At 46.4% G+C, this 15,255-nt stretch carries 11 protein-coding genes; 9 read left to right on the top strand and 2 right to left on the bottom strand.

Annotated elements, in window-relative coordinates:
* Positions 1–210: 210 nt before the first annotated feature.
* On the top strand, positions 211–501 hold the full coding sequence (locus tag M1B78_RS05240) for a hypothetical protein (RefSeq protein WP_136008999.1): 291 nt from the start codon (positions 211–213) through the stop codon (positions 499–501).
* 150 nt (positions 502–651) lie between these two features.
* On the opposite strand, the gene M1B78_RS05235 is transcribed toward M1B78_RS05240, so the two are convergent.
* Positions 652–1,608 carry a transporter gene (locus M1B78_RS05235; RefSeq protein WP_257940088.1) on the bottom strand — a complete coding sequence of 319 codons (957 nt, stop codon included), beginning with the start codon at positions 1,606–1,608 and terminating at the stop codon, positions 652–654.
* A gap of 189 nt (positions 1,609–1,797) precedes the next feature.
* Here M1B78_RS05235 and M1B78_RS05230 point away from each other — a divergent pair, with 189 nt between their 5' ends.
* The 3 genes from M1B78_RS05230 (at position 1,798) to dnaA (ending at position 5,677) form a co-directional block, all read left to right on the top strand.
* On the top strand, positions 1,798–3,033 hold the full coding sequence (locus M1B78_RS05230) for an N-acetylmuramoyl-L-alanine amidase family protein (protein ID WP_257940087.1): 1,236 nt from the start codon (positions 1,798–1,800) through the stop codon (positions 3,031–3,033).
* 13 nt (positions 3,034–3,046) lie between these two features.
* Positions 3,047–3,940, top strand: a complete 894-nt coding sequence (locus tag M1B78_RS05225; protein WP_136009002.1) for an MlaD family protein — start codon at positions 3,047–3,049, stop codon at positions 3,938–3,940.
* Between the two features lie 348 nt (positions 3,941–4,288).
* Positions 4,289–5,677 (top strand): chromosomal replication initiator protein DnaA, encoded by a 1,389-nt coding sequence (gene dnaA / locus M1B78_RS05220; protein WP_136009003.1) that lies wholly within the window; start codon positions 4,289–4,291, stop codon positions 5,675–5,677.
* Positions 5,678–5,718: 41 nt separating this feature from the next.
* Here dnaA and M1B78_RS05215 read toward each other — a convergent pair whose 3' ends face one another.
* A complete protein-coding gene (locus M1B78_RS05215) occupies positions 5,719–6,453 on the bottom strand; it encodes an NADPH-dependent oxidoreductase (RefSeq protein ID WP_176467694.1) in 735 nt (244 codons plus the stop codon).
* A 418-nt stretch (positions 6,454–6,871) separates the two neighbouring features.
* On the opposite strand from M1B78_RS05215, the gene M1B78_RS05210 reads away from it, so the two are divergent.
* The 5 genes from M1B78_RS05210 to M1B78_RS05190 all read left to right on the top strand — a co-directional run bounded on the left by M1B78_RS05210 (position 6,872) and on the right by M1B78_RS05190 (position 15,197).
* Positions 6,872–9,409 carry an adenosylcobalamin-dependent ribonucleoside-diphosphate reductase gene (locus M1B78_RS05210; RefSeq protein ID WP_136009005.1) on the top strand — a complete coding sequence of 846 codons (2,538 nt, stop codon included), beginning with the start codon at positions 6,872–6,874 and terminating at the stop codon, positions 9,407–9,409.
* 131 nt (positions 9,410–9,540) lie between these two features.
* Complete coding sequence (locus M1B78_RS05205; RefSeq protein WP_257940086.1) at positions 9,541–12,234, top strand: 4-alpha-glucanotransferase; 2,694 nt, start codon at positions 9,541–9,543, stop codon at positions 12,232–12,234.
* A 213-nt stretch (positions 12,235–12,447) separates the two neighbouring features.
* Positions 12,448–12,813, top strand: coding sequence for a dihydroneopterin aldolase (folB, locus tag M1B78_RS05200; RefSeq protein WP_257931203.1), 366 nt, complete (start codon positions 12,448–12,450; stop codon positions 12,811–12,813).
* Between the two features lie 196 nt (positions 12,814–13,009).
* Complete coding sequence (locus tag M1B78_RS05195) at positions 13,010–14,719, top strand: tetratricopeptide repeat protein (protein ID WP_257940085.1); 1,710 nt, start codon at positions 13,010–13,012, stop codon at positions 14,717–14,719.
* A 136-nt stretch (positions 14,720–14,855) separates the two neighbouring features.
* Complete coding sequence (locus tag M1B78_RS05190) at positions 14,856–15,197, top strand: DUF3244 domain-containing protein (RefSeq protein WP_257940084.1); 342 nt, start codon at positions 14,856–14,858, stop codon at positions 15,195–15,197.
* Positions 15,198–15,255: the final 58 nt, after the last annotated feature.

Raw genomic sequence — 15,255 nt, 5'->3', positions numbered from 1 at the left:
CTTGAAACTTCATATACGTTTCAGGATGTATAAAGAGACTATGGAATGGATGCAAAACTTTGGTATGTGGGGCGTATTTCTTAAAAGCCCCGATGAAATGACAGGACAATACGGGATATCACTATGCAGGAATACAAGCAAGTCTTGACAAAAAGAAAATAACTACAATTGAATTAGAGGAAATAGATTGAACATTAAATAAAGGGAAGAATGGGAACATTAGGCTGTGTAAATGATATGCTACAACGAGACAAAGAGAACCGTGAGCTTCGCAAACTAAATAGACAAAGGATGAAAGAACATCATAAATACCTTGCAAACAAAGGGGGAAATACTGATTTATCCAATGTCTCCATTGAAAAGATGGAAGAAATCCGTAAAAACTCCATAGAAAAAGAACAGTCTGACCGAATCTACCTGTTTAAGGCATATATAATTCTCACAATATGCTTTTTAGGGTTATTTTTATTAGGCTTACTTTGTTGCAAATTATTCTTCTAAACACCCAACAATACAACAACCTACAAATTAAAAATCTTGAGATGGCTACCTATGTTTCCGACTCCAGTATCAATAAAAGCGAAGCGTATTGGCTAAACAAAGAGAAAAGGAAATTATACAAAACAAATACCAAACATAAACATCTCATATTTAATATTTTATCTCATTTTTCCTTTTCTTCCACAGCTGATAACTATTGATGATGTTTTGCCACAACACATACGAACCCGGCCCCACAGAAGATAACGGATTAAGATAAGTATATGCCATCCAGATGGCAAGCACCGTATTCTTTTGCCCCAGCGCCTGCCCTCCGCTGATGCGCTCACCATAATGACCGCCGATTCTCTTTCCCAAATAGAATTGTATACAGCAGGTTATCAGTCCCGCCAAGGCTATCAGCAGTTCAACAAATACCGGTGCATCACTATTGACCAACGAACGCACCGTCTGCCCTGAGACAATGGCAAGAGCCACTGCCCACAAATAGAAGGCGGCATCGTGGAACCCCAACAGACAGTGATGCGCCTTCGGCACAAACGCGCGCAGGAAACATGCCAGCAAGAAAGGACAAAGCAACAATGGAAAAACCTTACTCAGGATTTTCAGGAATGCAACAAAAAAAGCAATGTCAGCATGAGGCTCCACCAACGGGAAAACCAAAGGAACAGCCACAGCCGCCAAAAGATTGGATAACAACGTATAGGTCGTCAGGCTGGATGCGCTTCCACCCAGTTTACCGGTAATGACAGCCGCAGCGGTTGCAGTGGGACAAATGAGGCAGACCATCGCACCTTCAAACACTTCCCGGTAAATCTCCGCCATGGGACAACACACCAACAATACCGCAACAATCAAGCAAGAAACCGTCTGGAACAGCAGTAACCATCCATGCCACGATTTGGGTTTCAGTTCATGCACCTCCACCTTGCAGAAGGTGAGCAGAAGTTGGGAAAAAATCAAAAGCGGAGTCAGGAAAGCCACTAACCCATTCACATAAGGCTTGGCAGGCGCCACAAAAGAAATGTCTGCAAAAAAGAAATATCCCAAAGTACCGGCAAGCATTGCCAAAGGCAATGCCCAGTTCTTTATAAAACGAACCAGCATACTTGATTTGCTATTTTAATTATCTGCCGCAAAGTTACGTATATTATCGAAACATTGAACCACACACAGACATTAATTCCATTAAAAATGAGAGGTAGAACAATAAAACCGAACATAAACCTTTAGTTTTCTATAAATTTCCACTACATTTGCCAAGCAAAAAAGAAAGCATTGTCTTTGCACAATTATATGAAACTATACAGAGGATATATATTATATATGAGTATATGCTTAGGGATGCTTATCTCTCCCTCTTGCTGTGGCAACGCTGAAGCTAAAAACTTCGTTGTCGTTATAGACCCCGGACACGGCGGACACGATCCGGGTGCAGTGGGAAAAATTTCCAAAGAGAAGAATATCAATCTGAATGTCGCACTCAAACTTGGCAAACAAATCAAGAAGAACTGTCCCGACGTAAAAGTTATCTATACGCGAGACCGGGACATATTCATTCCTCTGGACCGACGCGCCGAAATTGCCAATAATGCCAAAGCAGACTTGTTCATCTCCATACATACCAATGCCTTGGCCAAAAACCGGACAGCTAAAGGAGCCTCCACCTGGACACTAGGTCTGGCAAAATCGGATGCCAATCTGGAAGTAGCCAAACGCGAGAATGCCGTTATCCTTTACGAAAGCGATTACAAGACACGGTATGCCGGCTTTAATCCCAACTCGGCAGAGTCTTACATCATCTTCGAATTCATGCAGGACAAATACATGTCACAGAGTGTGCATCTCGCATCCCTCGTACAAAAGCATTTCCGTCAAACCTGCAAACGTACGGACCGGGGCGTACACCAGGCAGGTTTTCTGGTGCTGAAAGCCAGTGCCATGCCAAGCATACTGGTAGAGCTCGGATTCATCTCCACACCGGAAGAGGAGCGATACCTTAACACTGAAACAGGCACTACCACACTTGCCAACGGTATCTTCCGCGCTTTCCTCACCTATAAGCGCGAGCAGGAAATCCGGTTGAACGGAAGCAGTAACACCATTCTTCCGGAAGATGTACCCGAGCCCGCTCAAACAGAAGGTAGCGCAACCACAGCTATACCTGAAAAGAGAAATGCGCCTCAAGCAGAGAGCAGCCAAGCTGCTCAACGTCCGCAAAGGTCAGAAAATGCAGCCGTTTCCCAAACAGAGCAGAGTGGTATTGTGTTTAAGATACAGATACTCACATCTTCACGTCCTTTGGCCAAGAATGATAAAAGGCTGAAAGGGCTGAAAAACGTGGATTATTATAAAGAAGGCGGAATCTACAAATACACGTACGGTGCATCACCCGATTACAACAAGGTGTTACGCAGCAAACGTAGCATTACGGACAAATTCAAGGACGCATTCATCATAGCATTCAAGAATGGAGAAAAGATAAACATCAACACAGCCATCAACGAATTTAAAAAGAACAGGAATAAATAACAAAAGATACATCATGAAGTATATTACAAAAGAAGTTAGAATAGGAATAGCAGGTATAGCCGCACTTTGCATATTGGTATACGGCATCAACTACCTGAAAGGCATAAACATGTTCAAGCCCTCCAGCTATTTCTACGTGAAGTTCGAGAATGTCAATGGACTGACAAAATCCAGCCCCGTCTTTGCCGACGGCTTCCGCGTAGGTATTGTCCGCGATTTATACTACGATTATACCCAACCGGGCAAAGTTGTTGCCGAAATAGATGTCAATCCCGAGCTGCGTATTCCCAAAGGAAGTACGGCAGAACTGGCAGCCGAAATGCTTGGCGGTGTGAAAATGAACCTGCTGCTTGCCAATAACCCACGGGAGAAATACCAGATTGGAGACACAATCCCCGGCGTGCTGAACAACGGAATGATGGAAAAAGTTGCCACCATGATGCCGCAAGTAGAAAAGATGCTGCCCAAGCTGGATTCCATCCTCGCATCCTTAAATGTCATACTGGCCGACCCCGCCATCCCTGCAACTCTGCATAATGTACAAGATTTAACAGCAAGCATGGCCGCCACAAGCCGCCAGTTGCAAACTCTAATGAAGGATGATATTCCACAACTGACTGGCAAGCTCAATACGATTGGAGACAACTTTGCACTCATTTCCAACAATTTAAAGGAGATAGATTATGCTGCCGCCATGCAAAAGGTGGACGCAACTTTAAACAATGTAAAAATGGTTACAGACAAGTTGAACCAGAAAGACAATACCGTCGGACTTTTGCTAAACGACCCTTCGCTATATAATAATCTGAATGCCACAACTGCCAACGCGGCGAGTTTATTGGAGGACTTGAAATCGCATCCGAAACGATATGTCCATTTCTCCCTATTCGGCAAGAAAGACAAGTAAAAGACAAATGTTATATAGATTTTGTCTAAATAATAAGCCAATAAAGGAATTAAAAGAAAAGCCCTCATTTGCTCTATACAAGGAGTGAAAAAGGGCTTTTTCCTGCTCCGGACATAGAAGGGAAACAAGAGATACAAATCCAGATAAGACACTATATAACAAAGCATTAGAAAAATGCAATACACCTTATATAAGGAACACACCCACAGTAACCGATAAGTAGCTGAAAGTAAAGTCCTTATTACTTTCCCTAAAAACGCAAAAAAAAAGAATTTGTTTTTCTCGAATAAGATTGCCAATTTTGCAATCGTAGAAGTTATGCTTAATTAATAAATGTATTTAGCCGTTATGAGTGAAATAAATCATGTCGGGCTGTGGAATCGCTGTCTTGAAATCATCAGAGACAATGTTCCGGAGCAGACATACAAAACATGGTTTCTTCCCATCATACCTTTAAAATATGAAGACAAAACGCTGGTCGTACAAGTGCCCAGCCAGTTCTTTTATGAGTTTTTGGAGGACAAATTTGTTGATTTGTTGCGCAAGACCCTCTATAAGGTCATTGGCGAGGGAACTAAATTGATGTACAACGTAATGGTAGACAAGAGCTCACGGAAAACCGTCGACTTGGAGTCTACACAGCGTACCATCATTCCACTGAAACAAGTGATGGACAAAAGGATTCCGCAAATTCCCGTCCCTGAACTTGACCCGCACCTCAACCCAGAATACAACTTCGAAACCTTCATCGAAGGTTACAGCAACAAGCTGTCACGCAGTGTTGCAGAAGCTGTCGCTCTCAATCCGGCTAAGACAATCTTCAATCCGCTGTTCCTATACGGAGCATCAGGTGTAGGCAAGACCCACCTTGCCAATGCCATCGGAACCAAAATCAAGGAACTATACCCGGAAAAAAGAGTGTTGTATGTATCTGCGCACCTATTCCAAGTGCAATACACCGATTCCGTACGTAACAACACGACTAACGACTTCATAAACTTCTACCAAACCATTGATATTCTAATTATTGACGATATTCAGGAATTTGCCGGCGTAACCAAGACTCAGAATACATTCTTCCATATCTTCAACCATCTGCATCAAAACGGCAAGCAGCTTATCCTTACCTCCGACCGTGCACCGGTATTGCTGCAAGGCATGGAAGAACGTCTGATTACGCGTTTCAAATGGGGAATGGTGGCTGAGCTGGAAAAACCTACCGTAGAGCTCCGCAAAAACATTCTTCGTAACAAGATACACCGTGACGGGCTGCAGTTCCCCCAAGAAGTGATTGACTATATTGCAGAGAACGTGGGAGACAGCGTACGTGACCTGGAGGGTATCGTTATTTCCATTATGGCGCATTCCACCATATACAATAAAGAAATAGACCTGGAACTGACGCAACGTATCGTCCGCAAAGTGGTGAACAGCGAAAGCAAGGCGGTGACTGTCGATGAAATCATCAACACCGTATGCAAGCATTTCGGATTGGAAACCGCCACCATCCACACAAAATCCAGAAAGCGGGAAGTAGTGCAAGCACGGCAAATAGCCATGTATTTAGCCAAAAACTATACAGACTTCTCTACTGCAAAAATCGGTGCATTAATTGGGCATAAAGACCATGCCACCGTATTGCATGCATGCAAAACCATCAAGGAGCTGAAAGAGGTAGACAAATCATTCCGCGCGGAAATCGACGAGATTCAGTCTGCGCTGAAAAAGCAAAACTAAAAGAAAATACAATTTACCTGACAGAATAAAAGAGCAGGGCACTAAAAGCCCTGCTCTTTCATTACCTTCCAAAGATTCTCCGACATTGCCTCATTGTCTTTCTTTGTATAACGCACATCTGTAAAGACCTGCGCCAGCGTTTCCTTGTTGTTCTCCAAGACAAACTGCTTGTTTTCGGAAAGCGACTCCTTATAGGCATACAACCGGTCAATATCCTGAGAGGTATAATCGTGATAAAACTCCTCGTGCACAATAGCCTCCAGAGGCAAACGATCCACCTGTTCCGGCTGTTCGGCAGGCCATCCTACTGTGACTGTCGTGATAGGAAACACCAATTCCGGCAATTCCAATGCTTCGACAATCATCTGAGGGTTGTAAGTGGTAGTTCCCAGATAACAGATGCCCAGTCCCTTCTTCTCGGCAGCCACACAAAAAGTCTGTGCCACCAGCAAAGTATCGATAGCCCCCGTCACAAACCACTCAAAGTTGTTATATCCCGGCTCAGCCTTACGCAGCTTACACCACTTGCTGAAACGGCGCAAATCTATGCAGAAAGTAAGCAATACCGGTGCCGTCCGAACCATCGGCTGATTGAAATGTGCAGGCGCCAGTTTGGCTTTACGCTCTGCATCACGCGTCACAATCACGCTATAAACCTGCATGTTTCCGACCGTAGAAGCCCGGAAAGAGGTTTCAAGCAAATCATTTAACAAATCAACAGAAATATCTTTCTGCTGATATTTTCGGATTGTTCTCCTTTGTTTCAAGCTTTCCATACTTTCTTTTTTTGCAAAGATAATGTAATCCATGAACAATCCACTCAAGAGTTCACACTTTTTTTATTGTCATATATCCTGAAGAAAAGCCATCTTTTCAACAAGAAATGAACAATTATCATCTTTAATGGCAGACAAAATTAATCTCATGTTTGCCAAAACCGACAACCTTTCAGATTAATAAGCTGTTAATAAATTCCATTTTGGAAAACTTATCTATCCATTCAAAAAAAACAAAAATCTATAAACCAGCATATTAACGCCTGTTCACAGAAAGCTGTTCATCGGTTAATAAAAACATTCATTTTAATTTTGCCAAGTTGAAAAACATTCATAGCTTTGCACTCACATTTGTTAACAAAAAGTACAACTTCTACAACTTTACTTTTTTGTTACTAATCCTAAGAGATACAACATTGTGGAAAAGAAAAATTATTCTTATGACGAAGCCTACGGAGAATCTTTAAAATACTTCCAAGGCGACGAATTGGCTGCCAGAGTTTGGGTAAACAAATATGCGGTCAAAGATTCTTTCGGAAATATTTACGAAAAGTCTCCGGAAGACATGCATTGGCGAATAGCCAATGAGGTAGCCCGCATTGAAGCCAAGTACCCCAATCCATTAAGTTCAGAGGAACTTTTCGGCTTGCTCGACCACTTCAAGTACATTGTTCCGCAAGGAAGCCCTATGACCGGAATCGGGAACAACTATCAGGTAGCCTCTCTGTCCAACTGCTTTGTCATCGGCGTGGACGGCGAAGCTGATTCTTATGGCGGCATCTTCAAGATAGACGAAGAACAAGTACAGCTGATGAAACGCCGTGGCGGTGTGGGACACGACTTATCCCATATCCGTCCGAAAGGTTCACCGGTAAAGAATTCGGCACTCACCTCTACCGGCTTGGTTCCCTTCATGGAACGCTATTCAAACTCTACACGCGAAGTAGCTCAGGATGGACGCCGCGGCGCACTGATGCTTAGCGTATCTATCCAACACCCCGACTCGGAAGCCTTCATCGATGCCAAAATGACCGAGGGCAAGGTGACCGGAGCCAACGTTTCCGTGAAACTGACCGACGATTTCATGCAGGCCGCCATCGAGGGCAAACCATATACACAGCAATATCCGATTGACGCCACAGAGCCGGTATTCCAAAAAGAGATTGACGCATCCGCATTATGGAAAAAGATTGTGCACAATGCGTGGAAATCGGCAGAACCCGGTGTGTTGTTCTGGGATACCATATTAAAGGAATCCGTGCCCGACTGCTATGCAGATTTGGGATACCGTACCGTATCCACCAATCCATGCGGCGAAATCCCACTGTGCCCGTACGACTCCTGCCGTCTGCTCGCCATCAACCTTTACTCATACGTGGTTAATCCGTTCAAGCCGGACGCCTACTTTGACTTTGAGCTATTCAAGAAGCATGTAACTTTGGCACAACGCATCATGGACGACATCATCGACCTTGAGCTGGAAAAGATAGAGCGTATCATGAGCAAGATAGATGCCGACCCTGAAAGCGAAGACGTGAAGCACACAGAACGCGTTTTGTGGCAGAAGATTTACAAGAAAAGCGCCCAAGGCCGCCGTACCGGTGTAGGAATCACAGCAGAAGGCGACATGCTTGCCGCTCTGGGACTGCGTTATGGTACTGAAGAGGCAACCGAGTTCTCGGAGAAAGTACACAAGACGGTGGCACTCAACGCCTATCGCTCGTCCATAGAAATGGCCAAAGAACGCGGTGCATTCGAGGTATATGATACAGAACGCGAAAAGAACAACCCGTTCATTAACCGCCTGCGCGAAGCCGATCCGGAAATGTACGAGGAGATGAAGAAGTACGGACGCCGCAACATTGCTTGTCTGACCATCGCCCCGACCGGCACCACCAGCCTGATGACTCAAACCACCTCCGGTATAGAGCCCGTATTCCTGCCCGTGTACAAGCGCCGCCGCAAAGTGAATCCCAACGATACGAACGTTCATGTGGACTTCATCGACGAAACCGGAGATGCCTTTGAAGAATATATCGTGTTCCACCCCAAGTTCGTGACTTGGATGGAAGCACAAGGGTACAATCCTGCCAAACGCTACACGCAAGCAGAAGTGGATGCCATGGTAGAGAAATCACCCTACTATAAAGCAACCTCCAACGACGTGGACTGGCTGATGAAAGTCAAGATGCAGGGACGTATCCAGAAATGGGTAGACCACTCCATCAGCGTAACCATCAACCTGCCGAACGACGTGGACGAAAACCTCGTGAACCGCTTGTATGTAGAAGCATGGAAATCAGGATGCAAGGGCTGCACTGTCTACCGTGACGGGTCACGTTCTGGTGTGCTCATCTCTACCAAGAGCAACAAAAAGTCCGAGTTTCCTCCGTGCAAACCGCCTACAATCGTTGAAACACGACCCAAAATATTGGATGCAGATGTTGTCCGCTTCCAGAACAACAAGGAGAAATGGGTGGCATTCGTCGGCTTGCTGGACAATCATCCCTACGAGATATTCACCGGTGTGCTGGACGATGATGAAGGCATCATCCTGCCGAAGAATGTGGTGTCAGGCCACATCATCAAGAATGTGGATGAGCACGGAAACAAGCGTTACGACTTCCAGTTCGAGAACAAGCGCGGATACAAAGTCACCATCGAGGGTCTGTCCGAGAAGTTCAACAAGGAGTATTGGAACTATGCCAAACTGATTTCCGGTGTATTGCGCTATCGCATGCCTATCGAGCAAGTCATCAAGCTGGTAGGTTCACTGCAACTGGACCGCGAAAACATCAACACCTGGAAGAACGGTGTGGAACGTGCCCTGAAGAAATACGTTCAGGACGGTACGGAAGCCAAAGGCAAGAAATGCCCGAACTGCGGCAACGAGACACTAGTCTACCAGGAAGGTTGCCTCATCTGCACAACGTGCGGAACTTCCCGTTGCGGATAGCCCCACGGCAAGCACAAACGTTTGCATAGTAATTTAAATGAGTTAGATAACGGTAGCTGCATGATTGTGAAGAATAATTTCTATACTTGCATAATCATTGCAGCTATTGCTATTTCTAAATCTAATATAATATGACACTATTATTCAATATCGAGTATCGCACCAGCTGGGGTGAAGAGGTCAGAGTCTTGGGTTCCATCCCGGAACTTGGCAACAACCGACCCGATAAAGCCACCCCCTTGCATACCGTAGACGGCATCCACTGGACTGCAGAAGTGGATATTCAGATTCCCGGCAATGAAATCGTCGAGTACAGTTACCACATCTATCGAGACGGGAAAACCATACGGACGGAATGGAACAGCCTGCCGCGCATCCTGCATGTGGCAGACAATCCGAAGAAAGCCTACCGCATAGAAGATTGCTGGAAGAATCTGCCCGAACAGCAGTATTTTTATACATCCGCCTTCACTGAATCACTGCTGGCGCATCGCGAACGCGATACCGCCCCTAAAAGCTACAAGAAGGGCTTGCTGATAAAGGCGTATGCCCCCTGCATAGACGAAGACCATTGTCTGGCACTTTGCGGAAACCAGAAAGCACTGGGCAACTGGAACCCGGACAAAGCCGCCCTCATGAGCGACGCCGACTTCCCCGAATGGCAAGCGGAAGTGGATGCCGGCAAAATCAGCTTCCCACTGGAATACAAGTTCGTCCTTTACAATAAAAAAGAACACCGCGCCGTGGCTTGGGAAAACAACCCCAACCGCTACATGGCCGACCCGCAGATAGCCGCCAACGAAACGCTGGCCATCGGCGACCGTCATGTATATTTCGACCTTCCTGCATGGAAAGGTGCCGGAGTAGCCGTTCCCGTATTCTCCCTGCGCTCCGAGAAAAGTTTCGGTGTAGGCGATTTCGGCGACCTGAAGCGCATGATTGACTGGGCAGTTGCCACCAACCAGAAGGCGGTGCAGATTCTGCCCATCAACGACACTACCATGACGCATACCTGGACAGACTCCTACCCTTACAGCAGCATCTCCATCTATGCCTTCCACCCCATGTACACCGACCTGAAGCAGTTGGGCAGCCTGAAGGACAAGAAGGCGATGGCCGAATTCGACAAACGCCGGAAAGAGCTAAACGCGCTGCCTGCCGTAGACTACGAGGCTGTGAACAAGGCAAAGTGGGAATATTTCCACCTCATCTTCAGGCAAGAAGGGGAAAAAGTACTGGCATCGGATGCTTTCCGCAACTTCTACGAAGCCAACAAAGAATGGCTGCAGCCGTATGCCGTCTTCAGCTACCTGCGTGACGCCTACAAGACCCCAAATTTCCGCGAGTGGCCCAAGTATGCCACCTACGATGCCAAAGAGATAGAGACATTGTGCCGGCCGGACTCCGCCGACTATCCGCACATAGCCATCTATTATTACATCCAGTTCAACCTGCACCTGCAACTGCTTGCCGCCACCGAGCATGCGCGCGCCAACGGCGTAGTGCTGAAAGGCGACATTCCCATCGGCATCAGCCGCAACAGTGTGGAAGCCTGGAAGGAACCCCACTACTTCAACCTGAACGGCCAGGCCGGCGCACCACCCGACAACTTCTCCGTGAACGGGCAGAACTGGGGCCTTCCCACCTACAACTGGGATGTCATGGAGAAAGACGGCTATGCCTGGTGGATGAAGCGTTTCCGCAAAATGTCGGAATACTTCGATGCCTACCGCATAGACCACATCCTCGGCTTCTTCCGCATCTGGGAGATACCGATGCACGCCGTACACGGCCTGTTGGGACAATTCGTCCCCGCCCTGCCCATGACGCGCGAGGAGATAGAGAGCTACGGGCTGGCATTCCGCGAAGACTTCTTCCTGAAGCCCTATATCCATGAGTACTTCCTCGGACAAATCTTCGGCCCGCATACAGACCATGTGAAGCAGACCTTCATAGAGCCGACAGACACGTGGGAGGTTTACCGCATGCGTCCCGAGTTCGACACCCAGCGCAAGGTGGAAGCCTACTTTGCCGGAAAGACGGACGATGACAGCATCTGGATTCGCGACGGGCTTTACGCCCTTATCAGCGATGTGCTGTTCGTGCCCGACCGCAACAATCCGCACGAATACCATCCGCGCATCGGCGTGCAGCACGACTACATCTACCGCGCACTGAACGACTGGGAGAAGGCCGCCTTCAACCGGCTGTATGACCAGTACTACTATCATCGCCACAACGACTTTTGGGGCCGGCAAGCCATGAAGAAACTGCCGCAACTCATGCAGTCCACGCGCATGCTGGTATGCGGTGAAGACTTGGGCATGATTCCCGACTGCGTGGCATGGGTGATGAACGACCTGCGTATCCTTTCTCTGGAGATACAACGCATGCCGAAAGACCCGCAACAAGAATTCGGACACCCCGACTGGTACCCCTACCGTTCAGTCTGCACCATCTCCACGCACGACATGTCTACCCTGCGCGGCTGGTGGGAAGAGGACTTCCAGCAGACACAACGTTACTACAACACCATGCTTGGGCACTATGGCACCGCACCGACAACGGCCACGCCGGAACTCTGCGAAGAAGTGGTTCGCAACCACCTCTGCAGCAACTCCATCCTCTGCATCCTCTCCCTGCAAGACTGGATGTCCATGGACGGCAAATGGCGTAACCCGAACGTGCAGGAAGAACGCATCAACATTCCTGCCAACCCGCGGCACTACTGGCGCTGGCGCATGCACCTGACACTGGAACAACTGATGAAGGCGGAAAGCCTGAACGAGAAAATCAGAAGCATGATAGAAAGTACCGGAAGATAACAAAGATTTGAGTAACTCAAAACATGAAGAAGCGGCGGAAAGCATAATGACTTTCCGCCGCTTCTTCATGTTCCATTGTATACTCCAAGAAACAATTCCTCCGCATTTTTGTGTCCTGCAGAATACAATTCACACAAAAAGCCACAACAATCGGATTCTGATTTGCCCGTCCCACAAAATATCAGTAAGTTTGCAGCAAACAATCCATAAGCGATGACCAGTTACATTTTTCTCGACAACCTCCGCTTCTTCGCCCATCACGGGGTGGGCGGACAAGAAACCCTGGTAGGCAACGAGTTTACCGTCAGCCTGCGCCTGCAAGTCGACATCCGGCGCGCGGCGGAGACGGACGACGTAGCCGACACCGTGAGCTATGCAGATGTGCACGAGGCCGTGAAAGCAGAAATGGACATTCCTTCCCAACTGTTGGAACATGTATGCGGGCGAATCACGAACCGACTGTTCCGCGACTTCCCGCAGATAGAGGAAATAACCCTCAAGCTGGCAAAGCGCAATCCGCCGATGGGCGCGGACATAGAGACGGCAGGAGTGGAAATATGCCAACGCCGCGGAGAATGACACTTTGCAGAACCGTTTCATTCATTATTGATACACAGAGACTTCCCACTGCAAAGACACTGCATCCTTTTTGCAGTGGCGCTGCAAAAGGCTTGCAGTAACTTTGCAGCAAGCGTGCAGCAACTTTCCGCCCATGAGTTACGGCCATTGACACAAATATTCCGTACCTTTGCCCCCCACTATCAACAAGAAGTCAATGAGAAACGCTATACAACGCCTGGCATTGTTCCCCCTCGTCGCCCTGTTCCTGCTATCGGCTGCTTGCCACCGGACAGACGGACGGGCAGAAGCTTTATTGAGCAACGCCGACTCATTGCTGACAGCAAATCCCGACAGCGCCCTGCGGCTGCTGGAGGCACTGCCTGCAACCATCGAACTTACACGTCAGGAGTCCGCCCGATATGCCCTGCTGTTGGCACAAGCCACAGACAAATGCGAAAAACCTCTGCTACCCTGCGACTCGCTGCTGGATGTAGCATTGGATTATTATGACGATGACGAGCGCGAACGAGCGGTGGCACTGCTCTATAAAGGCAGGCTGGAGGTGGAAATGGAACAAAGCGAACGGGCTATCGGGTTCTTACTGGAAGGACTGGATATCATTGAAAAGTTTCCGGAAGATGTAGAGACAAAAAGGCATCTGCTCAGCTCATTGGGGAACGAATATTATGATGCACAGCTGTATGAGAAGGCAAAAAAGGCATATAATGAATTGTACGAGTACTGCTTTACGGATAAGGATAAGGCAATAGCATTGAGCGGACTCGGTTCCTACTATTCTATAATTGAAAAAGAAGACTCTGCGCTTTTTTATAGAAAAAAGGCTTTAGATTATGCCCAAATATCAGGTGATTCCACCATCATCGAAATGTATGCAGGTAGTCTGAGTAGAGAATATTGTTGGAAAGAAAAATATGACACAGCTCTGTACTATGCAAAAAAGTCTCTGCAATGGCTTCCTGAAAATGCAAAAAGATATATGCTTTATAGCGATATAGGACATATTTTCTACTGTAAAGACAATTTGGACTCTGCAGAATATTATATCAATAAGAGTCTGAAAGACAGCATATATTTCCAATCAAAAGAAAAAGCAAGCATCCTATTTGATTTAGCTAATATCAAAGAAGAGCAAAAAGACTACCAAGCAACTACCGAACTACTGTATCAATTCATAGAGATTGCAGACTCCACTTATTTCAGTGAACAATCCACCAAAATACGGCAATTGATTCACCAATACGACATCAAGCAAAAGGTTGACCAAGAACAAAGGAGAAGCAAGTATCTGTTGAAAAACGTAATCGGAATTTTCCTTATTCTCTGCCTTGTTCTTATTGTATTTTTCCAATATCGTATCAATAAACGAGACAAACAACGAGCCATCAACGAACAAAAATTAGCGCAAGCCCAAGAGAAATACAACAACCTGAAGTACTCCATCAACGAAAGCCAGCGCATCATCACTCTGCTACGGAAAGAACAATCCGGCTTTTCGCAAGAGGCAGAAAAGTACAAACAAGAAATAACCGAACGGGAAACCGCCATCGAAAAACTGAAAACAGAAAAGGAAAGCCTGCGCACCTGGCTGTTCAAGCAAAGCAGCATCTATCAAAAAGTAGAAAAGCTGTCCAAACAAAAAGCAACCAGTAAAAAAGAACTCACCGTACTGGCAAACCACGAACAGAAAGTTCTTAAAGAAATTGTCATGGAACTCTATGCCGACCATATATCTGATACAAAAACTCAATATCCTCTACTGACAGACGAAGACTTGCTCTGCCTCTGTTTAGAAAAAGTCGGCTTCTCCAATCAAACCATCGCCCTTTGCTTCGGCAATACCGACGCACATATAGTCTCTCAAAGAAAATACCGCATGAAAGAGCGCATGAACGGAAGCAAATAACCCAATTGTGACTTATCAAAATCATATCACACTATAAATCTGCATATTGCATTTTTATAGTGTGATTCATTTTATGCCTCCATCTCATCATTATCCTCTAACTTTGCCGCTGTTAAACCAATAAAAATTAAAAGGAATGAAAGCAAAGTTATTAATGATTTTAGGAGCCTTACTATTTATCCTACCTATTAATGGTTCCATTACTACCCATCACAAGAAGAGACAAATCAAAATATACAAAGAAACAAGTCGCTCCAAAGTCACCACCCGTGTTCCCATAGACTATACTATAGAAGTCACTGGTGACGAAAACTACCTACAAATCGTTTTTCCATTCCCCCTATACGAAGCCGACATTACCGTGACGGACAAAGACGGCAATGTGGTGATTGAAGAGAACCAAACAAACTCATACGAAGGGAAAGTACTCTATGTTCACAGCCCCAAAGCCTACCCTTATAACGTGAGTTCGGGATAAGGAACGCCATGAAACAGTTGAATCGGCAGCTTGAAAAAGTTGCCGATTCTTTTGGTAG

This window comes from Bacteroides muris (ex Fokt et al. 2023) (assembly GCF_024704895.1).
Classification (GTDB): Bacteria; Bacteroidota; Bacteroidia; order Bacteroidales; family Bacteroidaceae; genus Bacteroides; species Bacteroides muris.
The sequence above is the reverse complement of the archived record's forward strand: the minus strand, read 5'-3'. Positions and strand labels throughout refer to the sequence as shown.

Coding starts and splice junctions, on each gene's coding strand:
- M1B78_RS05240 (WP_136008999.1), top strand. CDS start 211: ATGGGAACATTAGGCTGTGTAAATGATATGCTACAACGAGACAAAGAG.
- M1B78_RS05235 (WP_257940088.1), bottom strand. CDS start 1,608: ATGCTGGTTCGTTTTATAAAGAACTGGGCATTGCCTTTGGCAATGCTT.
- M1B78_RS05230 (WP_257940087.1), top strand. CDS start 1,798: ATGAAACTATACAGAGGATATATATTATATATGAGTATATGCTTAGGG.
- M1B78_RS05225 (WP_136009002.1), top strand. CDS start 3,047: ATGAAGTATATTACAAAAGAAGTTAGAATAGGAATAGCAGGTATAGCC.
- dnaA (WP_136009003.1), top strand. CDS start 4,289: ATGAGTGAAATAAATCATGTCGGGCTGTGGAATCGCTGTCTTGAAATC.
- M1B78_RS05215 (WP_176467694.1), bottom strand. CDS start 6,453: ATGGAAAGCTTGAAACAAAGGAGAACAATCCGAAAATATCAGCAGAAA.
- M1B78_RS05205 (WP_257940086.1), top strand. CDS start 9,541: ATGACACTATTATTCAATATCGAGTATCGCACCAGCTGGGGTGAAGAG.
- folB (WP_257931203.1), top strand. CDS start 12,448: ATGACCAGTTACATTTTTCTCGACAACCTCCGCTTCTTCGCCCATCAC.
- M1B78_RS05195 (WP_257940085.1), top strand. CDS start 13,010: ATGAGAAACGCTATACAACGCCTGGCATTGTTCCCCCTCGTCGCCCTG.
- M1B78_RS05190 (WP_257940084.1), top strand. CDS start 14,856: ATGAAAGCAAAGTTATTAATGATTTTAGGAGCCTTACTATTTATCCTA.